The sequence below is a fragment of the Cupriavidus sp. GW823-FHT06D04 genome (genome assembly GCF_058795055.1).
In genome coordinates, this window is record NZ_JBXAHL010000034.1 from 25,620 (window position 1) to 48,900 (window position 23,281).

17 protein-coding genes are annotated in these 23,281 nt (G+C 69.9%); 15 read left to right on the forward strand and 2 right to left on the reverse strand.

Annotated features, from left to right (window positions below):
* Position 1: 1 nt before the first annotated feature.
* The 13 genes from AC1Q7H_RS30430 (at position 2) to AC1Q7H_RS30490 (ending at position 16,432) form a co-directional block, all read left to right on the forward strand.
* Positions 2–889, forward strand: coding sequence for an ABC transporter permease (locus AC1Q7H_RS30430; protein WP_013956491.1), 888 nt, complete (start codon positions 2–4; stop codon positions 887–889).
* Positions 890–892: 3 nt separating this feature from the next.
* Positions 893–1,924: an ABC transporter ATP-binding protein gene (locus AC1Q7H_RS30435; protein WP_013956490.1), complete on the forward strand. Its 1,032-nt coding sequence runs from the start codon at positions 893–895 to the stop codon at positions 1,922–1,924.
* Between the two features lie 10 nt (positions 1,925–1,934).
* Entirely contained in the window at positions 1,935–2,948 is a 1,014-nt protein-coding gene (locus AC1Q7H_RS30440; RefSeq protein WP_013956489.1) for an ABC transporter ATP-binding protein, read from the forward strand.
* A gap of 37 nt (positions 2,949–2,985) precedes the next feature.
* Positions 2,986–4,176: an amidase gene (locus AC1Q7H_RS30445; RefSeq protein ID WP_013956488.1), complete on the forward strand. Its 1,191-nt coding sequence runs from the start codon at positions 2,986–2,988 to the stop codon at positions 4,174–4,176.
* Positions 4,177–4,332: 156 nt separating this feature from the next.
* Entirely contained in the window at positions 4,333–7,098 is a 2,766-nt protein-coding gene (locus tag AC1Q7H_RS30450; protein ID WP_013956487.1) for a LuxR C-terminal-related transcriptional regulator, read from the forward strand.
* Positions 7,099–7,209: 111 nt separating this feature from the next.
* Positions 7,210–8,349, forward strand: a complete 1,140-nt coding sequence (locus tag AC1Q7H_RS30455; protein WP_153955282.1) for an acyl-CoA dehydrogenase family protein — start codon at positions 7,210–7,212, stop codon at positions 8,347–8,349.
* Between the two features lie 34 nt (positions 8,350–8,383).
* Entirely contained in the window at positions 8,384–9,571 is a 1,188-nt protein-coding gene (locus AC1Q7H_RS30460) for a lipid-transfer protein (protein ID WP_013956485.1), read from the forward strand.
* Between the two features lie 78 nt (positions 9,572–9,649).
* Positions 9,650–10,630 carry a Bug family tripartite tricarboxylate transporter substrate binding protein gene (locus tag AC1Q7H_RS30465; RefSeq protein ID WP_041228366.1) on the forward strand — a complete coding sequence of 327 codons (981 nt, stop codon included), beginning with the start codon at positions 9,650–9,652 and terminating at the stop codon, positions 10,628–10,630.
* 38 nt (positions 10,631–10,668) lie between these two features.
* Positions 10,669–11,598 carry an SDR family oxidoreductase gene (locus AC1Q7H_RS30470; protein WP_153955280.1) on the forward strand — a complete coding sequence of 310 codons (930 nt, stop codon included), beginning with the start codon at positions 10,669–10,671 and terminating at the stop codon, positions 11,596–11,598.
* A 22-nt stretch (positions 11,599–11,620) separates the two neighbouring features.
* Positions 11,621–13,174, forward strand: a complete 1,554-nt coding sequence (locus tag AC1Q7H_RS30475) for an acyl-CoA synthetase (protein WP_211980981.1) — start codon at positions 11,621–11,623, stop codon at positions 13,172–13,174.
* 38 nt (positions 13,175–13,212) lie between these two features.
* Entirely contained in the window at positions 13,213–14,379 is a 1,167-nt protein-coding gene (locus tag AC1Q7H_RS30480) for an acyl-CoA dehydrogenase family protein (RefSeq protein ID WP_013956481.1), read from the forward strand.
* Positions 14,380–14,405: 26 nt separating this feature from the next.
* Positions 14,406–15,398 (forward strand): acyl-CoA dehydrogenase family protein, encoded by a 993-nt coding sequence (locus AC1Q7H_RS30485; protein ID WP_013956480.1) that lies wholly within the window; start codon positions 14,406–14,408, stop codon positions 15,396–15,398.
* Between the two features lie 14 nt (positions 15,399–15,412).
* Positions 15,413–16,432 carry an NAD(P)H-dependent flavin oxidoreductase gene (locus tag AC1Q7H_RS30490; RefSeq protein ID WP_013956479.1) on the forward strand — a complete coding sequence of 340 codons (1,020 nt, stop codon included), beginning with the start codon at positions 15,413–15,415 and terminating at the stop codon, positions 16,430–16,432.
* A gap of 13 nt (positions 16,433–16,445) precedes the next feature.
* Here the strand turns inward: AC1Q7H_RS30490 and AC1Q7H_RS30495 are convergent, their stop codons facing one another.
* A complete protein-coding gene (locus AC1Q7H_RS30495) occupies positions 16,446–19,559 on the reverse strand; it encodes an efflux RND transporter permease subunit (protein WP_211980980.1) in 3,114 nt (1,037 codons plus the stop codon).
* 4 nt (positions 19,560–19,563) lie between these two features.
* The gene (locus tag AC1Q7H_RS30500; protein WP_153955278.1) at positions 19,564–20,778 is read right to left on the reverse strand and encodes an efflux RND transporter periplasmic adaptor subunit; all 1,215 of its coding nucleotides are present in this window, start codon (positions 20,776–20,778) and stop codon (positions 19,564–19,566) included.
* A gap of 326 nt (positions 20,779–21,104) precedes the next feature.
* Between AC1Q7H_RS30500 and hpnD the strand changes: the two genes are divergently transcribed.
* Positions 21,105–21,941, forward strand: a complete 837-nt coding sequence (gene hpnD / locus AC1Q7H_RS30505) for a presqualene diphosphate synthase HpnD (protein ID WP_013956476.1) — start codon at positions 21,105–21,107, stop codon at positions 21,939–21,941.
* A 44-nt stretch (positions 21,942–21,985) separates the two neighbouring features.
* Positions 21,986–23,248: a Zn-dependent hydrolase gene (locus tag AC1Q7H_RS30510; RefSeq protein ID WP_013956475.1), complete on the forward strand. Its 1,263-nt coding sequence runs from the start codon at positions 21,986–21,988 to the stop codon at positions 23,246–23,248.
* Positions 23,249–23,281 lie beyond the last annotated feature (33 nt).

A 23,281-nucleotide genomic window follows, 5' to 3' on the forward strand; every position in this document is an offset into this window, starting at 1 on the left:
CATGGACATGACCCTCGACCCATCACCGGCCGCCGCTGCGGTGCAGCGCTCGCCCGGCTACTGGACCACGGTCGGCCGGCGCCTGCTGCGCAACAGGCTGGCCATGCTGGCCGCGCTGGTGCTGCTGGGGCTGGTGCTGATGGCGCTGTTCGCCCCGGCACTGATGCCCGCCGATCCGTACGCGGCATCGATCCTCAAGCGCCTCAAGCCGATCGGCACCGAGCACTTCCCGCTGGGCACCGACGAGCTGGGACGCGACATGCTGTCGCGGCTGATGCTGGGCGCGCGGCTGTCGCTGTTCATGGGCATCACGCCGGTGCTGCTGGCCTTTGTCATCGGCAGCGCACTCGGCATCGTCGCCGGCTATGCCGGCGGCTGGACCAACACCGTGATCATGCGGCTCACCGACATCCTGTACGCCTTCCCGTCGGTGCTGCTGGCGATCGCGCTGTCAGGCACGCTGGGCGCGGGCGTGGGCAATGCGCTGCTGTCGCTGACCATCGTCTTTATCCCGCAGATCGTGCGCGTGGCCGAAAGCGTGACCACCCAGGTGCGCAACCGCGAGTTTGTCGACGCGGCGCGTGCTTCCGGGGCGTCGTCGCTGACCATCGTGCGCGCCCATGTGCTCAACAACGTGCTTGGGCCGATCTTCGTCTATGCCACCAGCCTGATCTCGGTGTCGATGATCCTGGCCTCGGGCCTGTCCTTCCTCGGCCTGGGCGTCAAGCCGCCCGAGCCGGAGTGGGGCCTGATGCTCAACACGCTGCGCACGGCCATCTATACCCAGCCGTGGGTTGCCGCCCTGCCCGGCGCCATGATCTTCCTGACCTCGGTCTCGTTCAACCTGCTGGCCGACGGCATCCGCTCGGCCATGGAAATCAAGGACTGAACCATGCCAGCACTGATGCAGGCCCCTTCCCCACAGGCCGGCCGCGATGTCGGCGGCCCGGCGCAGCCGCTGGTGATCGCCCACCAGCTGGTCAAGCACTTCCCCATCAAGTCCGGCCTGCCCGGCCTGCGCGCGCGTGCCGCGTCGGTGCGCGCGGTCGATGGCGTCAGCTTCGACGTGCTCAAGGGCGAGACCCTGGGGGTGGTCGGCGAGTCCGGCTGCGGCAAGTCCACCACCGCGCGGCTGCTGATGCAGCTGACGCAGCAGGACAGCGGCGAGCTGATCTTCGACGCGCAGGGCGTGGGCTCGGCCCAGCTGCCGATGAAGCAGTTCCGCAGCCAGGTGCAGATGGTGTTCCAGGACAGCTATTCGTCGCTGAACCCGCGCCTGACCATCGAGGCGTCGATCGCCTTCACGCCACGCGTCCATGGCGTGCCGGCGCGCGAAGCCACCGAGCGCGCCCGCTACCTGCTGCAGCGCGTCGGGCTGGACCCGGCGCGCTTTGCCGGGCGCTACCCGCACGAGCTGTCCGGCGGGCAGCGCCAGCGCGTCAACATTGCCCGCGCGCTGGCGCTGCGCCCGCGGCTGGTGATCCTGGACGAGGCGGTCTCGGCACTGGACAAGTCGGTGGAGGCGCAGGTGCTGAACTTGCTGCTGGACCTGAAGGCCGAGTTCGACCTGACCTACGTCTTCATCAGCCACGACCTCAACGTGATCCGCTACCTGTGCGACCGCGTGATGGTGATGTACCTGGGCAAGGTGGTGGAGATCGCGGATACCGAGACCCTTTATCGCCACCCGGCGCACCCGTACACGCGCGCGCTGCTGAAGTCGATGCCGTCGCTGGACCCGGACCACCGCACCGCGGTCGCGCCGCTGGCGGGCGACCCGCCCAATCCGATCAACCCGCCGCCCGGCTGCAGCTTCCATCCGCGGTGCGCCATGGCGCAGGACGTGTGCGCGCGGCGCGAGCCGCAGCTGACCGACCTGGTGGCCGGGCATCCGGTCGCCTGTCTGCTGGCCACCGCGCCCTGAGGAGCCCACCATGTCCACCACCCCACAAAGCACACCTGGCGCGCCGATGATTTCGGTGCGGGACCTGCACGTCACCTTCTCCGGCGGCGGCAAGACCATCCGCGCCGTCAACGGCGTCTCGCTCGAAGTGGGCGCAGGCGAAGCGGTGGCGCTGATCGGCGAATCCGGCTCGGGCAAGAGCGTCACGCTGCGCGCGCTGATGCGCCTGCACCCGCCGCGCCGCACCCGCATGGAGGGCCGGATCCGCGTCGACGGCGCCGACGTGATGGCGCTCGACCAGCGCGCGCTGGCCCGGCTGCGCGGCGGCACCATGGCGATGGTGTTCCAGGAGCCGCTGCTGGCGCTGGACCCGGTCTACACCGTCGGCCAGCAGATCGTCGAATGCATCCGCACCCACGACAAGGTCTCGGCCGCCGAGGCGCGCGAGCGCGCGCTACAGGCGCTCGAGTCCGTGCGCATTCCCAGCCCGGAGCGACGGCTGGCAGCGTACCCGCACGAGATGTCGGGCGGCATGCGCCAGCGCGCGATGATCGCGCTGGCACTGTCGGCGCGGCCCAGGATCCTGCTCGCCGACGAGCCCACCACCGCGCTGGACGCCACCGTGCAGATCCAGGTGCTGATCCTGCTGCGCGAGCTGCAGCGCGAACTGGGGCTGTCCATCGTCTTCGTCACCCACGATATCGGCGCGGCGGTGGAGATCGCCGACCGCGTCGCGGTGATGTACGGCGGGCGCATTGTCGAGGAAGGCCCGATCCGCACCCTGCTGCGCGCGGCGCGCCACCCCTACACCATCGCCCTGCTGCAAAGCCGGCAGCATGGCATGGACCGTGGCCAGCGGCTGCAGGCCATCGGCGGCGCCCCGCCCGACCTGGCCGCGCTGCCGCCGGGCTGCACCTTCGCGCCACGCTGCCCGCATGCGCGCCCGCAATGCCTGGCCGAGGTGCCGCAGGCGGTCACCGTCGGCACCGGCCACCGCGTCAGCTGCGTGCTGGCCGCCGAGCCCGCCGTGGCCACCGCGGCATAAGCCCCATCCCAGAACCCCAACATATTCCAGGCCCCCCATGACGCTTGCCACCCATCCTGCCCGTGCCTTCATGCCGTACCCCCAGGTTGCCGTCCCGCACGCCGCCAGCGGCCCGCTGCAGGGCCTTAGCTTTGCCGTGAAGGACCTGTTCGATGTAGCGGGCTATCCGACCGGCGGCGGCAATCCGCACGTGCTGGCGCGCTCGGGCATCAAGGCCGCGACCGCGCCGGCGGTGCAGCGGCTGCTGGATGCCGGCGCCGCCTTCGTCGGCAAGACCCACACTGACGAGCTGGCCTTCTCCATGAACGGCCAGAACGCCCACTACGGGCGCCCGGTCAACGGCGCGGCGCCGGACCGCATCACCGGCGGCTCGTCGTCGGGCTCGGCCTCGGCGGTATCGAACGGCTTGTGTGACTTCGCGCTGGGCTCCGACACCGGCGGCTCGGTGCGTGCGCCGGCCAGCCATTGCGGCCTGTTCGGCATCCGTCCCACGCACGGGCGAATTTCGCTGGAGCGCTGCCTGCCGCTGTCCGAGAGCCTGGACACCTGCGGCTTTTTCGCGAGCGACATCGGCACCTTCGCGCGCGTGGCCGAGGTGCTGTTCGGCGCGGACCCGGCGCCGCTGCCGGCCGCGCCGCGGCTGCTAGTTGCCACCGACCTGTTCGGCCAGCCCACCCCGGAAGCCCGCGGCGCGCTGGCACCGGCCGTCGCCCGGATCGAAGCCGCGCTGGGCCGGGCCGCGCCAGTCACCGTGGCCGACCGGCCGCTGTCCGAGCTGTGGTGGGCGTTCCGCTACGTGCAGGGCTGGGAGGCGTGGCACAGCGACGGCGAACTGATCGAGCAACACGGGCTGGAGCTGGGTGCCGATGTCGCGGCACGCTTCGCCTTCTCGAAGGCCGTCACCCGCAGCCAGTTCGACGAAGCCAGTGCCGTGCGCCGCGACTTCACCGCGCACGTGGGCCGGCTGCTGGGGCAGGACGGCGTGCTGGTGCTGCCGACCATGCCCGATATCGCGCCGCTGCGCGCCGAGCCGGTCGAATCGCTGGAGACCTACCGCAACCTCGCCTCCCAGACGCTGTGCCTGACGCCGCTGAGCGGCTTCCCGCAGCTGAACCTGCCGCTGGCCCGCCGCGACGGCGCACCGCTCGGCATCTCGCTGCTGGGGCCGGCGGGCAGCGACCGCAGCCTGGTGGCACTGGCGGAGCGGATCATGGCGCACCAGGCCTGAACCACTAAGGCAAACGGCACGCGGGTGGGCGCCCGGCGCCCCACCCGCGTCAGGTGGCCCGCCATCTGAAGACGCCGCCGGCCAGCCCGGCGCTCCTACAATGCTGCCATCGCATTGGTCCGCCGGCCCGCGCCGCACGGACAAGAGGAGCCCAGCATGTCCCCGGCCGGAGCCGCGCCAGCAGAATCCGCCCGCCAGTCCGCCACACCTGCCTTCGCGGTCACGCCGACCAAGCTGGTGCCGCCCCGCGGCGCCCGCCCGCTGATGCCGCGCGACACCCTGCTCGCGCGCCTGGCCGAGGCGCGGCGCCAGCGCTGCGTGGTGATCCAGGGGCCGGCCGGCTGCGCCAAGACCAGCACGCTGGCGGCGTGGCGCCAGGCCCTGCTGACGCTGGACTTCGACGTCGCCTGGCTGTCGCTCGCCCCGGAAGACAACAGCGTCGCGGCCTTCTTCAACGGCCTGGTCGCCAGCCTGGCCACCGTGGATCCGGCCATCGTGCGCGATGCCTGGGTGCTGATGGGCCGCGACGGCCACCAGTCCGCGGTCGAGCACTGGGTGATCACGCTGGTGCGGGCCATCGGCGCACGCCGGCGCGAACTGGTGCTGATGCTCGACGACGTCCATCACCTGGACGACCCCGGCGTGGTGCTGGCGCTGCGCTGGCTGCTCGACTACGCGCCGCCGCAACTGCACGTGGTGCTGGCCTCGCGCACCGCGCCGCCGCTGTCGCTGGCGCGGCTGCGCACGCAGGGGCTGCTGTCGTCATTCGGGCTGGCCGACCTGCGCTTCTCGGCACAGGAATCCGCCCGTTTCCTGCAGGAACAACTGGGCCACGTCGACGCCCGCGATGCCGGCCGGCTGCATGAACTCACCGACGGCTGGGCCGCCGGCCTGCAGCTCTTTGCCATCGACCTGAAGGGCAAGCGCGGCGGATCGTACAACCCGGTCCAGGTGCGCGACGCACAGACCTTTGCCAGCTATTTCGAGCGCGAGGTGCTGGTGCGGCTGACGCCGGACGACCTCGGCCTGCTCACCCGCATGGCGCTGTGCCACCGCTTTTGCGGCGCGCTGTGCGCCACCCTGCTGGGCCGGCCCGAAGCCGCCGCCGAGATCACCGTGCGGCTGGCGCACCTGGCGCGCGACGACCTGTTCATCGCGCAGATCGGCAGCGACAGCCATGGCGAAGCCTGGTACCGCCTGCACCCGCTGTTGCGCGAAGTGCTGCTGGGGCGCCTCGGCGGGCTGCCGCAGGGCACGCAGGCGGCGATGCACGCAGCGGCCTGGCAGTGGTTCAACGCGCATGGCCACGTCGACGAGGCCGTGCGGCACGCGGTGCTGGCCGGGGACAGCGCGGCCGCCGCCGACATGGTGCACGGCCGCGCGCATAGCCTGCTCGCGCGCGGCGAACTCAGCAAGCTGGCCGCGCTGGTGCGGCAACTGCCGGCGGAACAGATACGGGCCCGCTTCGGCCTGCTGCTGGTCCAGGCCCATCTGCAGATGTATGCCGGCGACTCCGACGGGCTGCAAGACAGCCTGCAGCGGATGCAGGCCCAGGCCGGGCGGCTGGGCCCGCGCGAGCACTATGCGCTGGCGATATTGCAAGGCAGCATGGCGCTGCTGCGCGACGACTCCGATGCCGTCGCCAACCTGCTGCCGGCGCTGCAGCGCGTGCCCGCCGGCGCGGACGACTTCACCCTGACCGGGCGCGGCAACATCCTGTCGTGGATGCATATCTACCGCGGCGAATACGACCAGGCGCGGCGCGTGATCGAGGACGGCGCGCCCTGCGACGGCGCGCCGCGCGGCACGCTGCTGGGCCGCTGCATGGGCGGCATGACGCACGCCGTCGAGGGCCAGGTGCTGGTGGCCGAACGCGTGCTGCATGACGTGCTAGCCGATGCCGAGCAGCGTGGCGCCGCCTGCGCCGGCGTGGCCTGCATGGCGGCCGCGCTGCTGGGCGAGACCCTGTACGAACTCAACGATGTCGAGGCTGCCGCCAGCCTGCTTGATGCCCGCATCGACGTGCTGGTGCGCATCTCGATCCCCGACACCGTGCTGCGCGCGCTGCTGGCGCTGTCCTGCAGCCGCTGGCACGCCGGCGACCACGCCGGTGCGCTGGCGTGCCTGGACCGGCTGGAGCGCTACGGGCAGCGCCACCGAGTCGACCGCCTGGTGGCCGGGGCCCTGTCACTGCGCTCGCGCCGGCTGCTGGAAGACGGCCATGTCGACGCCGCCGACGACGCGCTGCTGCGGCTGGAAGCGCTGGCGGCCCGGCATGCCGGCGCGGTGCGCAGCACCGCCTGGGAAGTGCGGGTCCACGCCGACCTGGCCCGCATCGGCATGTGCCTGCACCACAACGATTTCGACGGCGCGCTGGCGCGCCTGGAGCCGCTGGCGGCGCTGTCCGAGGCCGGCGGGCGCTGGTCCCGCGTGGCCACCTTGCGCGTGCTGATGGCGCAGGCCCACCGGGGCCGCCGCGATCCCGCCGCCGCGCGCCGGCAACTGCTCGACGGGCTGCGCATCGGCCACCGCCACGGGCTGGTGCGCAGCCTGCTCGACGCCTCGCCGCAGGTGCCGGCCATGCTGGCGGTGCTGGCCGGCGATGACAGCCTGGACCCGGTACTGGCGTTCTACGCGCAGCGCCTGGCCGACGCCGCCGGTCCGGGCGCGTCCGCCAGTCCCGCTCCCTCGCCGGCCCCGGCCGCCCAACTCGCGCGCCTGGCCACCCTCAGCGAGCGCGAGCAGGAGGTGCTGGGCCTGCTGGCGCAGGCCATGCCGAACAAGAAGATCGCGCGCATCCTCAACGTGTCGCTCGACACGGTCAAGTGGCACCTGCGCAATGTCTACGCCAAGCTGGGAGTCACCGGACGTGACCAAGCCGTGGCCCGGCTGCGCGACGCCGGCGCCCTGCCCACCCCCTGATCTACTCCACCTACACCACCGGTGTAGGGACTTCCCACCCGCCCCCGGCCACACTGGATCCAACGAGGCAGCGACACCGCTGCCGTCCACCAGTCAGACCGGGAGCCATCGATGGAAATCATCCGCAACGTCTATCGCGAAGACCACGAGATGTTCAGGGAAACCGCGCGCCGCTTCTTCGAGCGCGAATGCCTGCCGCGCCAGGCCGCCTGGGACCAGGCCGGCTGCGTCGACCGCGAGACCTGGCTCAAGGCCGGCCGCGAAGGCCTGCTGTGCGTCACAGTGCCCGAGGAATACGGCGGCGGCGGCGGCGATTTCGGCCACTCCGCCGTGCTGGCCGAGGAATATCACCGTTCCGGCATTTCCGGCCCGAGCTTCTCGGTGCATTCGGACATCACCGCACCCTACATCGTGCGCCTGGGCACCGAGGAACAGAAGCGCAAGTGGCTGCCCGGGATCTGCCGCGGCGAGAAGATCCTGGCCATCGCCATGACCGAGCCCGGCAGCGGCTCCGACCTGAAGTCGATCCGTACCAGCGCCGTACGCGACGGCGACGAGTTCGTGATCAACGGCAGCAAGACCTTCATCTCCAATGGCCTGAATGCCGACCTGATCGTGGTGGTCTGCAAGACCGATCCGACTGCGGGCGCCAAGGGGGTGAGCCTGATCATGGTCGAGGCGGAGCGCGCGGGCTTTCGCCGCGGGCGCAAGCTGGAGAAGGTCGGCCAGCACGCCGCCGACACCGCCGAGCTGTTCTTCGACAACGTGCGCGTGCCGGTCACCAACCTGATCGGCAACGAGAACGGCGGCTTCATCCACCTGATGGAAGAGCTGCCGCAGGAACGTCTGATCATCGCCGCTTACTGCGCCGCCAAGCTGGAGCGCCAGCTTGAGCTGACGCTGCAGTACGTGAAGGAGCGCCGCGCCTTCAATCAGACCGTGTGGGACTTCCAGAACACCAAGTTCAAGCTGGCCGACGTCAAGGCCCAGGCCGTGGCGGTGCGCACCATGGTCGACTACTACATCGGCAAGCACATGGTGCAGAAGCTGTCGCTGCAGGAGGCGGCCATCGCCAAGCTGTACGCCACCGAGACCCTGTGGAAGTGCATCGACGACATGGTGCAGCTGCACGGCGGCTACGGCTACATGCTCGAGTACCCGATCGCGCGCGCCTTTGTCGACATGCGCGTGACCCGCATCTTCGGCGGCACCAGCGAAGTACTGCGCGACCTGATCGCACGCAAGCTCTGAGCCCCTTTTTCGAAACCTCCTTCAGGAATCCATCATGAGCGAGAAAGTCCTGGTTGCCGGCGTCGGCATGATCCCCTTCGCCAAGCCCGGCGCAAGCCTGAGCTACACCGAAATGGGCGCCGAAGCCACGCGCCGCGCGCTGGCGGACGCCGGCATCGGCTACGAGCAGGTGCAGCAGGCCTTTGCCGGCTATGTCTACGGCGACTCCACCTGCGGCCAGACCGCGCTGTATGAAGTCGGCATGACCGGCATCCCCATCATCAACGTCAACAACAACTGCTCGACCGGCTCGACCGCGCTCTACCTGGCGCGCAAGGCGATCGAGAGCGGTGATGCCGACTGCGTGCTGGCGCTGGGCTTCGAGCAGATGCAGGCAGGCGCGCTGAAGTCGCACTGGGATGACCGCCCCGTGACCCGCGCCCGCTTCCAGCCGATCATGCACGGGCTGACCGCCGACATGGCGCACCTGCCGCAGGCCCTGCGCACCTTCGGCGGCGCCGGCCGCGAGCATATGCAGCGCTACGGCACCCGCATGGAGACCTTTGCGGCGGTGCGCGCCAAGGCCAGCCGCCATGCCGCCAACAACCCGCTGGCGCTGTTCCGCAAGGTCGTCACCACCGAAGACGTGATGAACGACGTGGAACTGCTGCCGGGCGTGATGACGCGCCTGATGGCCTGCCCCCCGACCTGCGGCGGCGCGGCCGCAATCCTGGTGTCCGAGCGCTTTGCCCGCCAGCACGGCCTGCGCACCGGCGTGCAGATCGTGGCGCAGGCGCTCACCACCGATCCGCCCGCCTCGTTCGACCCGCCGTCCATGCTGAACTACGTCGGCACCCACATGACGCGCGCGGCGGCCAACAAGGTCTACGAGCACGCCGGCATCGGCCCCGAGGACGTCGATGTGTGCGAGCTGCACGACTGCTTCGCGCACAACGAGGTGATCTCGTACGAAGCCCTGGGCTTCTGCCCCGAAGGCGGCGCCGAGAAATTCGTCATGGACGGCGACAACACCTACGGCGGCAAGGTAGTGGTCAACCCGTCGGGCGGCCTGCTGTCCAAGGGGCACCCGCTGGGCGCCACCGGCCTAGCCCAGTGCTACGAACTGACGCACCAGCTGCGCGGCACCGCCGAGCATCGGCAGGTGGAAGGCGCAAAGCTGGCGCTGCAGCACAACCTCGGCCTCGGCGGCGCGTGCGTGGTGACGCTGTACGGCAAGTACTGAGCCCTGGACCGAACCCAAGCAATGACGTGGCGCGCCGGCAGCATCGTGCTGCCGGCAGTGCCCCGCAAGGAGACCGCCATGAAACGTTCCACGCTTTCCCGCCTGCTGGGCCTTGGCCTGGCCTGCGCGATGCTGCTGCCGGCGCTGCCGGCAAGCGCCGCCGACAACTTCCCCTCGCGTCCGCTGCGCTTTATCGTGCCCCTGACGCAGGGCAGCGGCTCAGACACCGTCACCCGCTTCGTCGCCGAGCTGGTGGGCAAGGACCTGGGCCAGCCGGCCGTGGTCGAGAACCGCCCCGGCGCCGACACCATCATCGCCGTGCAGAGCCTGCTCAACGCGCCGGCTGACGGCTACAGCATCCTGATGATCTCGCCCAGCGCCATGGTCATCAACCCGCTGGTCAACGACAAGCTGCCCTATGACCCACGCGATATCCGCCCGCTGGCTGCCGCGATCCGCGCTTCGGCGGTGCTGGTCACGGGCGCCAATTCGCCCTACAAGAGCGTTGCCGACGTCCTCGCCACCGCGCGCAGGAAGCCGCATACGGTCAGCCTGGCCAACTACAGCTACCACTATCGCCTGGGCGGGCTGCAGCTGCAGCAGATGGCCGGCATCGACCTGAACCACATTCCCTACAAGGGCGCGGCGCAGGTGCAGACCGACCTGATGGGTGGCGCGGTGGACCTGGCCCTGCTGGATGTCGGCGGCGCCCTGCCGCTGCTGCGCGCCGGCAAGCTGCGCCCGCTGGCCGTGACCACCCGCGCGCGCCACCCTGAACTGCCCGACGTGCCAACCGTGCGTGAAAGCGGCGTGGCCAACTATGAGCTGTCGGTGTGGATCGGCTTTGGCGTCAGCAGCAAGACGCCCGAGCCGATCGCGCAGAAGCTCGAGGCGTCGCTGCTGAAGGCGCTGGGCACGCCGGAATTCCGCAATTTCGCCGCGCGCACGGCCTATGCCGAAGTGCTGGCCGAGCCGGGCAAGCAGATGCGCGCCATGATCGCCTCGGAGCGGGTGCGCTACGGGGAACTGGTCAAGAACTACGACGTCAGCGCGCGCTGAAGGCGCCGCCCTGCACAACCCAGAAAACAGGATTCACCATGTCACAGCTTTGCAAGGACCGCGTTGCCGTCATCACCGGTGCCGGTCGCGGCATCGGGCGCGAATATGCGCTGGAGTTCGCCCGCCAGGGCGCGAAAGTGGTCGTCAACGATCTCGGCGGGCGCGGCGAAGGCGGCGGTGCCGCCAGCGGCCCGGCCCAGGAAGTGGTGGCCGAGATCCGCGCCGCCGGCGGCGAGGCCATCGCCAGCTTCGACGACGTGGCCGACTGGGCCGGCGCCGAGCGCATGATCCGCACCGCCATCGACACCTTCGGCGGCCTCGACGTACTGGTCAACAATGCCGGCATCCTGCGCGACCGCACCCTGGTCAACATGACCGAGGAGGACTGGGATTCAGTGATCCGCGTGCATATGCGCGGCACCTTTGCGCCGTCGCGGCACGCCGCCGCCTACTGGCGCGAGGAATCGAAGGCGGGGCGCCAGCGCGCCGCGCGCATGATCAACACCAGCTCGTCGTCCGGCCTGTACTGCAACGCCGGCCAGTCCAACTACGGCGCGGCCAAGGCCGGCATCGCCGCGATGTCGGTGATCGCCGCGCGCGAGCTGGACCGCTACGGCGTCACCGTCAACGCGATCTACCCGACCGCGATGAGCCGGCTGACCGAAGACATCTTCGCCAAGCGGCGCAACGAGTTCACCGCCGGCGCCGTGCCGGGCTTCGATCCGCTCGATGCCGGCAACGTGGCGCCGCTGGTGGCCTGGCTGGGCAGCGTCGAGTCCGGCGACGTCACCGGGCGCGTGTTCGGCGTGCGCGGCGGGCGCATCACGGTGGCCGAAGGCTGGCACGCCGGCCCGCGCATCGAGAAGTCAGGCCGCTGGGACGCCGCCGAGCTTGGCCAACTGATTCCCGCGCTGGTCCGCCAGGCCGCGGCCAATGCCGACACGTCGGGCGAGATCCCCGCCGCCTGATCACCGCACCGAGCACCGCACCATGACACCGACCCCCAAGTACCTGGGCGATCACGCCGCCCTGAACCCTGAGAAGCCCGCCGCCATCAACGGCACCACCGGCGAGGTCCTGAGCTACAGCGAGCTGGACCAGCGCTCGAACCGCTTTGCCCAGTACCTGTACGCGCTTGGCCTACGCCGCGGCGACCATATCGCGATGGTGCTCGAAAACAATATGCGCTGCTTTGAGCTGTGCTGGGCCGCGCTGCGTTCCGGGCTGCTGATCACCCCCGTCAACCGCTTCCTGACCGCGCCCGAAGCCGCCTACCTGATCGAGGACAGCAAGGCGCAGGTGGTGGTGACCTCCTACGCGATGCGCGAGCTGGCTGCCCAGTTGACGGACCTGATGCCGACCTGCCGCAGCCGGCTGATGGTGGACGGCACCATTCCCGGCTGGGACAGCTACGAAACGGCCATCGCCGCGCACCCGGCCGGGCGCCTGGCCGAAGAATGGATGGGCGCGACCATGATCTACAGCTCCGGCACCACCGGCCGGCCCAAGGGCATCGTGCGCGCGCAGCCGCAGGGCTATGTGACCGAAGGCTCGGGCTCGCCACGCCGGGCCCAGTTCGTTCGCTATGGTTTCGACGCCGATACCACCTACCTGTCGCCCGCGCCGCTGTACCACACCGCACCGCTCGGCTATGGGCTTGAGACCCAGTTCGGCGGCGGCACCGTGGTCTTCATGGAGAAGTTCGACGCGGTCGAGGCGCTGCGCATGATCGAGCGCTACCGCGTCACCCACAGCCAGTGGGTGCCGACCATGTTCATCCGCATGCTTAAGCTGGAGCCGGCGCAGCGCGAGGCCTTCGACCTGTCCAGCCACCGCGTGGCGATCCACGCGGCAGCCCCCTGCCCGCAGGAAATCAAGCGCGAGATGATCGCCTGGTGGGGACCGATCGTGCACGAGTACTACGCCGCCACCGAAGGCAACGGCGTGGCCACGCTGAACACGGCGGAATGGCTGACGCACCCGGGCTCGGTCGGCAAGGCGCTGGTGGGCGTGCTGCATATCTGCGACGAGGACGGCAACGAACTGCCCTGCGGCGAAAGCGGGCTGGTCTACTTCGAGCGCGAAGCCCTGCCGTTCCACTACCACAACGATCCGGAGAAGACCCGCGCCGCGCAGCACCCGCGCCACCCCACCTGGACCTCGGTGGGCGATATCGGCCGGATGGATGAAGACGGCTACCTGTACCTGACCGACCGCAAGGCGTTCATGATCATCTCCGGCGGCGTCAACATCTACCCGCAGGCGATCGAGGACGCGCTGGTGGTGCATCCCAGCGTCGGCGACGCCGCCGTGATCGGCGTCCCCAATGCGGAGATGGGCGAAGAGGTCAAGGCCATCGTCGAACCGGCCGCGGGCATCGCGCCGTCCCCCGAACTTGCCGAGACCCTGCTCGAATACCTGCGCGGCAGGGTGGCGCGCTACATGGTGCCGCGCTCGATCGACTTCACCGACGCCATGCCGCGGCTGCCCACCGGCAAGCTGTACAAGCAGGCCCTGCGCGACCGCTACTGGAAAGCCCAATGACCGTGGCGGCAATGCATGCCGCCACCAAGGAGTACGACGTGAGCCAATTGCTGGACGCCTTCCGCCTGACCGCGCTGCCGCCCGCGGCGGAAACCTTGCGCGCCGAAGTCAGGCGCTTCCTGGCCGAGCACCTGCCAGCCGCCAGCGCCGATATCCGCGCGCGCTCGTGGATGGGTTTCGATGCCGATTTCAGCCGCCGGCTGGCGCAACGCGGCTGGGTTGGCGTGACGCTGCCGGCCAGCTATGGCGGCGCCGGCATGGATGCGTTCCACCGTTTCGTGCTGGTGGAAGAGCTGCTGGCCGCCGGCGCCCCGGTGGCCGCGCACTGGGTCGCCGACCGCCAGAGCGGCCCGCTGATCCTGAAGTACGGCACGCCGGCGCAGAAGGACTTCCACCTGCCGCGCATCTGCAACGGCAGCGCCTTCTTCTGCATCGGCATGAGCGAGCCAGACTCCGGCTCGGACCTGGCCAGCGTGCGCACCCGCGCCACGCGTTGCGATGGCGGCTGGCGCCTGAGCGGGCGCAAGATCTGGACCACCAACGCCCACCATTGCCACTACATGATCGCGCTGGTGCGCTCGTCGGGGGTGCCGGAAGACCGCCAGAAGGGGCTGTCGCAGTTCATCATCGACCTGGCCGCGCCCGGTGTCACGGTGCGCCCAATCGTCGACCTGACCGGCGACGCGCATTTCTCCGAGGTCACCTTCGACGACGTGTTCCTTCCCGACGACGCGCTGGTCGGCGAGGAAGGCGGCGGCTGGGAGCAGGTCACGGCGGAGCTGGCGTTCGAGCGCAGTGGGCCGGAGCGGCTCTATTCCAGCATCGTGCTGGTGGATCTCTGGGTGCAGGCGCTGCGCGCCGGCCAGCCCTCGGACGCCGATGCCGCCAATGCCGCACTGCTCGGCAGCTTCGTGACCCAGCTGGCCACGCTGCGCAGCCTGTCGGTGGCCGTGACCGCGCGCCTGGCGCGCGGCGAAAGCCCGGTGGTGGAAGCGGCACTGGTCAAGGACCTGGGCACGGATTTCGAGCAGTCCATCCCGGCCCTGCTCGAAGCCGTGACCAGCGCCGACCCCGGCGCGGCGCCGGACCCCGAGCTGTACCGCACGGTGGCTTTCCTGAGCCAGATCTCACCCACCTTCTCGCTGCGCGGCGGCACCCGCGAAGTGCTGCGCGGCATGATCGCCCGCGGCCTCGGCCTGCGCTGAGCCAACCAGACTTCCAGAGAGACGACATGTTTACCGAAGCCATCGAAGACATCCTGCGCGATCACGCCACCCCGGCCGCGCTGCGCGCCATCGAGGGCGGTGCGTCACCCGCGCCGCTGTGGGCGGCACTGGCCGATACCGGCTTCCTGGAGCTGATGGCGCCGGAACCCGCGGGCGGCGCGGCCCTGCCGCTGCAGGCGATCGGACCGGTCTTCACCCTCTTCGGCAGCCACGCGCTGCCGCTGCCGGCGGCGCAGGCCATCGCTGCCCGCGCGCTGCTGGCGCCCACGGGCGAGGCGGCGCCGGCCGGCATGATCACGCTGGCCGGCCAGTGCGCGCGTGGCGCCGACGGCACCATCACCGCACCGCTGCTGCCCTTTGGCGCGATCGCGGACTGGGTGCTGGCCAACGTGGAAGGCGGCATGCTGCTGCTCGATGCGTCGCAGGCATCGCGCCAGCCGTCCGGCGTGCATGGCAGCCTGGCGGCCACGCTGGTATGGGCCGCGCGGGACCTGCCGGGTCCGGTCGGCGACCATGGCGAGCGCGTGCGCGCCTTCAGCGCCGCCATCCACGCCGCCGCCATGGCGGGCGCGATGGGGCGCGTGTTCGACATGACGCTGCAGTACTGCAACGACCGCTCCCAGTTCGGCAAGTCGATCGGCAAGTTCCAGGCCGTGCAGCACCAGCTTAGCGTGATGGCGCAGCATGTGGCGGCGGCGGGGATCGCGGCGGAGCTCGCCTTTGCCGGCGACGGCCCCTTTCCTGCCCGCATGCCGGTTGCGATCGCCAAGGCCCGCACCAGCATGGCGGTGCCACTGGTCGCCGCCACCGCGCACGCCCTGCACGGCGCCATCGGCGTGACCGAGGAATACGACCTGCAGCTCTACACCCGGCGCCTGCACGAGTGGCGCATGGCGGATGGCTCCGAGGCGTACTGGAACCGCCTGGCCGGCCAGGCCCTGCTGGCGCAGCCGCAGACAACCATTACCGACTTCGTGCGCGAGACGCTCGCGGCGTGAACCCCTGCCTCCCCATGCAAGCCACATTCCGTACCCGCATCACCGAGCTGCTGTCGATCCGCCACCCGATCCTGCTGGGCGGCATGCATCACCTGGGGGAATCGCGCATGGTCGCGGCCATGGTCAATGCCGGCGCGATGGGGTTCATCACCGCGCGCTCGTTCGACTCGCTGGCCGCGCTGCGCGACGACCTGCGCCGCTGCCGCGACCTGGCCGGGGGCCAGCCGTTCGGGGTCAACCTGACGCTGGCGCGCCGGCCGGAGCAGAACCGCAACGTCCAGGCGTGGATCGATGTGGCGCTGAACGAAGGCGTGCGCTGCTTCGAGACCGCCGGCGGCGCGCCCGAGGGCCTGGTCGATCCGATCCACCAGGGCGGCGCCATCGTGATCCACAAATGCCCCAGCGTGCGCCATGCGCTGAGCGCCGAACGCATGGGCGTGGATGCGGTGACGCTGGTCGGCATGGAAGAAGGCGGGCACCCGGGCGCGAGCCAGTTGCCCACCTTCGTCAACGGCGCCTTTGCGCTGGCGCGGCTGAGCGTGCCGCTGCTGCTGGGCGGCGGCATCGGCAACGGCCGGCAGATCGCGGCAGCGCTGGCAATGGGGGCAGACGGCGTGGTGATGGGCAGCCGCTTCATGGTCGCGGCCGAGATCCGCGCGCATGCGGCGCTCAAGCAGCGCATCGTCGACTCCGACCAGCACTGCTCCACCGCCATCCTCGGCTCGCTGGGCGACACCTGGCGGGTGCTGGCCAACGAGACCGCGCGTGAGGTGCAGCGCCTGGAAGCGGCCGGGGCGCGCAGCCATACCGAGTTCGGCGACCTGATTCTGTCGTCGCGCACGCGCCAGCGTGTCTATGCCGATGGCGAGGTCGATGCCGGCATCGTCTCGCTGGGACCGGCCGGCGGCTTCTGCGACGCGATCGAGCCGGCCGCGCAGATCGTGGCCGGGCTGATGGCGGAGGCGTCGCGGGCAGCTTCGGCCTTCACTCAGACCTTCGCACAAACCTTCTGCGCAGGCCCCCGCGCAGCCTGAACCGCGCGGCGCCTCAGCCTGCCAGCGCTCCCACGCCATCCTCCGGCCGCTTGACGCGGAACCACGCCGCGTACAGCGCCGGCAGGAACAGCAGCGTCAGCACCGTGGCGATGATCAGCCCGCCCATGATCGCCACCGCCATCGGCCCCCAGAACATCGAGCGCGACAGCGGGATCATCGCCAGCACCGCCGCGGCGGCGGTCAGGATGATCGGCCGGAAGCGGCGCACCGCGGCTTCGACGATGGCGGTCCACTGCGGCACGCCGGCGCTGACGTCCTGCTCGATCTGGTCGACCAGGATCACCGAGTTGCGGATGATCATGCCCAGCAGCGCGGTGATGCCCAGCTGCGCCACAAACCCCATCGGCGCGCGCAGCAGCAACAGCGTGGCGGCGGCGCCGATCAGGCCCAGCGGGCCGGTCAGGAACACCATGGTCGCGCGCGAGAAGCTGTGCAGCTGCAGCATCAGCAGCGTGAAGATGATGAAGATGCACAGCGGCAGCTGCGCCGCGATCGAGGCGCCGGCCTTGCCGCTCTCTTCTTCCGCGCCGGCCACGGTGATGCGGTAGCCCGGCGGCAGCTGCGCGCGCAGCTTGTCCAGCTTCGGGTTGATCTGCGCGGTCACCGTCGGGCCCTGGATGCCGTCGACCACATCGGACTGCACGGTTACGCCGAAGTCGCGGTTCTCGCGCCACACCACGCCCGGCTCCGAGCGCAGCGTCACGCGCGCCACCTGCGTCAGCGGCACCATGCGCCCGGTGTTGGTCGGCACCAGCATGTTGTTCAGGTCCGAGATCGCATCGCGCTCATTGCGCGGGGTGCGCATCAGGATGTCGATCAGCTTGTCGCCGTCGCGGTACTGGCCCACGGGCACGCCGCTCAGCACGGTCTGCGTGACGCGGGCGATGGCATTGGTGGTCACGCCCAGTGCGCGCGCCTTGTCCTGGTCGATCTCCAGGCGCAGCATCTTGACGTTCTCATTCCAGTTGTCGTTGACCCCGACGGTGTTGGGGTTGGCGCGCATCTCGGCCTTGATCTGGTCGGCCAGCTGGCGCACCCCGGAGGCGTCCGGCCCGATCACGCGGAACTGCACCGGATAGGCCACCGGCGGCCCGTTGGGCAGCAGCTTGACGCGGCCCCGCAGGTACGGGAACTCCGCATCCATCAGCTTGATGATGCGGCGGCGCAGCGCGTCGCGCACCTCGGTGCTGACCGGCATCACGATCACCTGCGCCACATTGGTCTGCGGGAAGATCTGGTCCAGCGGCAGGTAGAAGCGCGGCGCGCCGGTGCCAACGAAGGTGGTCAGGCTCTCGACCTCGCGGTCCTTGCCGACCAGCCGCTCAAAGCGCTTGGCCTCGGTTTCCATCTGGGCAAAGCTGGTGCCCTCGGGCATCCACAGCTCCACCATCAGCTCGGGGCGGCTGGAATCCGGGAAGAACTGCTTCTCGACAAACTTGAAGGCGTAGATGCCCAGCCCGAAGGCCACCAGCGTGATCGCGATCACCACCTTGCGCCAGGTCACGCACCAGTCCACCAGCCGGCGAAAGCGCGCATAGAACGGCGTGTCGAAGACCTCGTGGGCCTCGCCCGCGCCCGGGCCGCGGGTCTTGAGCAGCAGGTAGCCCAGGTAGGGCGTGAAATAGACCGCCGCCAGCCACGACAGCACCAGTGCCAGCGCCGTCACCGCAAAGATCGCGAAGGTATATTCGCCCACCGTCGAGCGTGCCAGGCCCACCGGCAGGAAGCCGGCCGCGGTGATCAGCGTGCCGGTCAGCATCGGCATCGCGGTGGAGGTATAGGCGAAGGTGGCCGCCTCCATCTTGGAGAAGCCCTCTTCCAGCTTGCGCACCATCATCTCGACCGCAATGATGGCGTCATCGACCAGCAGCCCCAGCGCCACGATCAGCGCCCCGAGCGAAATCTTGTGCAGTCCGATGCCGAAGATATGCATGAACAGGAAGGTCACCGCCAGCACCAGCGGGATGGTCAGCGCTACCACCAGGCCCGGCCGCACGTCCAGCCGCAGCGGACGGGTGTGCAGGCCCAGCGAGACAAAACTCACGGCCAGCACGATCACCACCGCCTCGATCAGCACGTGCACGAACTCGCCAACCGAGCGCTTGACGGCCTCCGGCTGGTCCTGCACCTGGTCCATCTCTATCCCCACCGGCAACTGCGTGCGCAGCCGGTCGAACGCGGCGCGCAGGTTCTTGCCCAGCTCGATGATGTCGCCGCCCTTCTGCATCGAGATCCCCAGCCCGATCACGTCCTTGCCGTTGAAGCGCATGCGCGTCTGGGTCGGGTCGACATAGCCGCGGTAGACGTGCGCGATGTCGCCCAGGCGGATATTGGCGATGCCGTTGGGCCCACGCAGCACCAGGTTCTCCAGGTCTTCCACGCTCGCGAACTGGCCCGACAGGCGCACCTGCAGGTTATCGGTCGGGGTGACCAGCACGCCGCTGCCGGTCAGGTTGTTCTGCTGCGAGATCTGGTCGGCGATGGCGTTGATATCCAGCCCCAGCTGGGCAAAGCGCGCCTGGTTGAACTCGATGAAGACCTTCTCGTCCTGCAGGCCGATCAGCGACACCTTGGCCACCGACGGCACGCGCAGCAGTTCCTGGCGCACCAGGTCGGCGTACTCGCGCAGCTCCTTGTAGTTGAAGCCGTCGGCCGAGAGCGCGTAGATGGTGCCGTACACGTCGCCGAACTCATCATTGAAGAACGGCCCGCGCACGCCCGCGGGCAGCGTCTGCTGGATATCGCCGATCTTCTTGCGCACGGTGTACCAGACCTGCGCGGTCTCCTTCGCCGGCGAGGTGTCCTTGAGCTGGAAGATCACCGTGGTCTCGCCCGGCTTGGAGAAGCTGCGGATCTTGTCCGCATAGGGCACTTCCTGCAACTGGCGCTCGATCTTGTCCGTCACCTGAACGGCGATCTGCTCGGCGGTGGCGCCGGGCCAGAAGGCCTGCACCACCATCACGCGGAAGGTAAAGGGCGGGTCCTCGTCCTGGCCCAGCTGGAAGAACGCCAGCATGCCGCCAAGCAGCAGCACCACCAGCAGGTAGCGGGTCAGCGGCTGGTGCTCGAGCGCCCAGCGCGACAGGTTGAAGCGGGAATGGTCCATCCGCTCACCCCTGCTTCGGGGTGGCGGCCGGTGCCGATGCCGGGGCGGATGCAGGTCCTGCCGCAGGCGCGACCGTCTGCAGCGGGCGCACCTTCTGGCCCGCGCGCAGCAGGTGCACCCCGGCGGTGACGATGGTCTGGCCCGGGGCCAGGCCCTGGTGCACCTCCACCTCGTTGCCGATGGCCTCGCCCAGCGTCACCGGCACCGGCTTGACCGTGCCGGCGGCGGCGTCATAGATCCAGACCTGGTTGCGGCCCTGCTCCTGCAGCAGCGCGGTCAGCGGCACCCGGATGGCCGGGGTGGCGCCGGTGCGCATGAAGGTCACCACTGCGGTCATGCCGAGCTTGAGGTCGGCGGGCGGGTTCGGCACCGTCACGCGGGTGGCATAGGTGCGGGTGACGGGGTCGGCCGCCGCGGCAATCTCGCGCACGCGGCCAGGCAGCGTGCGCTGCGGCTCGGCCCAGGTATGGATGGTCACGTCGGTAATGCCGCGCAGCAGGTCGACCTGGTCTTCGGGCAGGCCGATGGCGACTTCCTTCTCTGCCGTCTGCGCCACGCGCACCACCGGCTGGCCAGGCGTCACCACCTGGCCCACCTCGGCATCAATCGCCGTGACCACGCCGTCGGCGTCGGCATGCAGCACCGAGTAGCCGGTCTGGTTGGACTGGCTGCGCAGCCCGGCCTGGGCCTGGCGCAGCCGCGATTCGGCGGCGTCGTAGTTGGCCTGGCGCCGGTGCTGCTCGGCAGCGCTGATAAAGCCCCTGGTGAACAGGTCGTTGTAGCGCTTCAGGTCGGCGGCGGCCAGGTCACGGTCGGTCTTCGCGGCCTCGAACTGGGCGCGCGAACCGGCCTCGGCCAGCGACAGGTCCGTGGGATCAAGCCGCGCCAGCGGCTGGCCCTTGCTGACCACCGCGCCCACATCCACCAGCCTGGCGGCGATCTTGCCCCCCACGCGGAAGCCCAGCCGCGACTCCACGCGCGGACGCACGTCGCCGGAGAACTCGAAGGCGGTCTTGCCGTTGTGCGGGCTCAGCTGCATCAGGCGCACCGGGCGCACCTCCGGCGCCGGCTCGGCCTTTTTGCCGCAGCCGGCCAGGGCCAGCAGGCTGGCCGTCAAAAGTGCGGCTACGGTCGCGCCTCGACCGATATGGCGCGGCGGCATCGTAACGACAGGGGTATCTGCAGCCGCAACTTCCGGCACTTGGCAAAGCACTGGCATCGGTAGGCAACGAGTCGGATGGGAACCACTGACAAGACTGGCCGGTGAACGCAATCCCTGCGCCCGGGAAGTCGTCGGGGCTGGCGGAATGGCCGTGGGCAGCCGGCATTGGCAATAAATAACTTGTCGGTCAGTAATATAGCGACGACCTCCGGGTGCGTCAAACGGCAGGCGACGAAACCGCTGGAATGAAGACTCAGTTGCCGTTCCGGGCCGGTGAACTGCGCTGACAGGCTTCGGCATGCGCGACCATACCCTGCCGGGCGCGATGCTACAATCCGCCGCGCCTCTGCCGCTTCCCCCCACATCTTCGACCCGAGACCGGCGTGACGCCCGATCAGTATTGCCAAGAGAAAGTCGCCCAGAGCGGCTCGAGCTTCTATTACAGCTTCCTGTTCCTGCCGGCCGAGCGCCGCCGCGCCATCACCGCGCTGTACGCCTGGTGCCGCGAAGTCGACGACGTGGTCGACGACACCCATGACGCGGGCCTGGCCCACCAGCAGCTGGACTGGTGGCGCGCCGAACTGCGCCGCCTGTTCGAGGGCGAGCCGACCCATCCGACCACCAAGGCCCTGCAGCCGCATGTGCGCAGCGCCGGCCTGCCCCAGGGCGAGATGTCCGAAGTGCTGGAAGGCATGGAAATGGACCTGACCCAGACCCGCTACCTGGACGAGCCCGGCCTGACCCGCTACTGCCATTGCGTGGCCGGCGTGGTCGGCACGCTCAGCGCGCGGCTGTTCGGCTATACCGACCCGCAGACCCTGGTCTTTGCCGAGAAGCTTGGCCAGTCGCTGCAACTGGTCAATATCCTGCGCGACGTCGGCGAGGACGCGCGGCGCGGGCGCATCTACCTGCCGGTCAATACGCTGCAGCAGTTCCAGGTTCCGGCCTCCGAGATCCTGAAGGGCGAGCATTCCGAGCGCTTTGTCGCGCTGATGCAGTACCACGCCGGCCGGGCCCGCGCGCTGTACCATGAGGCACTAGCGCTGCTGCCGAAGCAGGACCGCCGCGCCCAGCGTGCCGGCCTGCTGATGGGCGCGATTTACCACGCACTGCTCGACGAACTGGAAGCGAGCCAGTTCCAGGTGCTGAACCAGCGCATCGCGCTGACCCCGCTGCGCAAGCTGTGGATTGCCTGGAAGACCTGGTTGCGCAACAGCTAGCGTCCTGCCCCTTTTCTGTTCGACCCGTCCCAAGCCGCACCGCCATGACGCAGACCTCAGCTTCCCTCGGCGACGCCATCCTCGCCCACGCCGACCAGCTCGCCCGCTTCTCCGACATGGAAGGCGGCCTCACCTGCGCCTACCTGACCCCGGCCCACCGCGCCGCGCAGGCCCGGCTTGCGCAGTGGATGGAGGCGGCCGGCATGCAGGTGCGGATCGACGCCATCGGCAACGTCATCGGCCGTTATGCGGCCGACCCGGCCGTGCCCGGCGCGCGCGTGCTGATGACCGGCTCGCACTTCGACACCGTGCGCAATGGCGGGCGCTATGACGGCCGTCTTGGCATCCTGCTGCCGATCGCCGTGGTCGGCGCGCTCAACCAGGCCGGCATCCGCCTGCCCTATCACTTTGATGTCGTGGGGTTCGCCGAAGAGGAAGGCCTGCGCTTCAAGACCAGCTTCCTGGCCAGCAGCGTGCTGGCGGGCCGCTTCGATCCCGCCCTGCTGGAGCGCCAGGACGCGGACGGCATCACGCTGCGCGAGGCGCTGGCGGCATCGGACCTGCCCGGCGCGGGCGATCTGCAGGCCCTGCGCGCCGCAGCGGTCGATCCGGCGTCGCTGCTGGGTTTTGTCGAAGTGCATATCGAGCAGGGCCCGGTGCTGCTGCACCACGACTTGCCTCTGGGCGTGGTCACGCAGATCGCGGGCAGCAGCCGCTTTGCGGTGCGGGTCGAAGGCCAGGCCAGCCACGCCGGCACCACGCCGATGGGCATGCGCCGCGACGCCGCCGCGGGCGCGGCCGAGATGATCCTGCTGGTGGAGCAACGCTGCGCGGCGGCGTCGACGCTGGTCGGTACGGTGGGCCAGCTGCAGGTGCCCAACGGGTCGAGCAATGTCATCCCGGCGGCCTGCACCTTCTCGATGGATATTCGCGCCGGCGAGGATGGCATCCGCGAGGCCGCCATCGTCGACATCGTCGCCGGCATCGGCCAGATCGCGGAACGGCGCGGGCTGGCCGCCCAGGTGGAGCGCGTACCGCCGGTCAACAACGCGCCGTGCGCGCGCTGGCTGATGGACCAGTTCGGGGCGGTGCTGAAGAAGCGCGGGCTGCAGGCCTTCGAGTTGCCCTCCGGCGCCGGCCATGACGCCATGATGATGCAGCGCATCACTGACGTGGCCATGCTGTTCGTGCGTTGCGGCAACGGCGGCATCAGCCACAACCCGCTGGAAACCATCACGGCGGAGGATGCCCAGCTGGCGGCGGAGGTCTTCGTGGATTTCCTGCGGCACTTCCAGCCGCGCGGCTAAGCGCCACAGTGGCGTACCATGGGGGGCGCGGCA

Excerpts from the sequence above, each read along its gene's own strand:
- AC1Q7H_RS30430 (WP_013956491.1), top strand. The coding sequence starts at position 2 with ATGGACATGACCCTCGACCCATCACCGGCCGCCGCTGCGGTGCAGCGC.
- AC1Q7H_RS30435 (WP_013956490.1), top strand. The coding sequence starts at position 893 with ATGCCAGCACTGATGCAGGCCCCTTCCCCACAGGCCGGCCGCGATGTC.
- AC1Q7H_RS30440 (WP_013956489.1), top strand. The coding sequence starts at position 1,935 with ATGTCCACCACCCCACAAAGCACACCTGGCGCGCCGATGATTTCGGTG.
- AC1Q7H_RS30445 (WP_013956488.1), top strand. The coding sequence starts at position 2,986 with ATGACGCTTGCCACCCATCCTGCCCGTGCCTTCATGCCGTACCCCCAG.
- AC1Q7H_RS30450 (WP_013956487.1), top strand. The coding sequence starts at position 4,333 with ATGTCCCCGGCCGGAGCCGCGCCAGCAGAATCCGCCCGCCAGTCCGCC.
- AC1Q7H_RS30455 (WP_153955282.1), top strand. The coding sequence starts at position 7,210 with ATGGAAATCATCCGCAACGTCTATCGCGAAGACCACGAGATGTTCAGG.
- AC1Q7H_RS30460 (WP_013956485.1), top strand. The coding sequence starts at position 8,384 with ATGAGCGAGAAAGTCCTGGTTGCCGGCGTCGGCATGATCCCCTTCGCC.
- AC1Q7H_RS30465 (WP_041228366.1), top strand. The coding sequence starts at position 9,650 with ATGAAACGTTCCACGCTTTCCCGCCTGCTGGGCCTTGGCCTGGCCTGC.
- AC1Q7H_RS30470 (WP_153955280.1), top strand. The coding sequence starts at position 10,669 with ATGTCACAGCTTTGCAAGGACCGCGTTGCCGTCATCACCGGTGCCGGT.
- AC1Q7H_RS30475 (WP_211980981.1), top strand. The coding sequence starts at position 11,621 with ATGACACCGACCCCCAAGTACCTGGGCGATCACGCCGCCCTGAACCCT.
- AC1Q7H_RS30485 (WP_013956480.1), top strand. The coding sequence starts at position 14,406 with ATGTTTACCGAAGCCATCGAAGACATCCTGCGCGATCACGCCACCCCG.
- AC1Q7H_RS30490 (WP_013956479.1), top strand. The coding sequence starts at position 15,413 with ATGCAAGCCACATTCCGTACCCGCATCACCGAGCTGCTGTCGATCCGC.
- AC1Q7H_RS30495 (WP_211980980.1), bottom strand. The coding sequence starts at position 19,559 with ATGGACCATTCCCGCTTCAACCTGTCGCGCTGGGCGCTCGAGCACCAG.
- AC1Q7H_RS30500 (WP_153955278.1), bottom strand. The coding sequence starts at position 20,778 with ATGCCAGTGCTTTGCCAAGTGCCGGAAGTTGCGGCTGCAGATACCCCT.
- AC1Q7H_RS30510 (WP_013956475.1), top strand. The coding sequence starts at position 21,986 with ATGACGCAGACCTCAGCTTCCCTCGGCGACGCCATCCTCGCCCACGCC.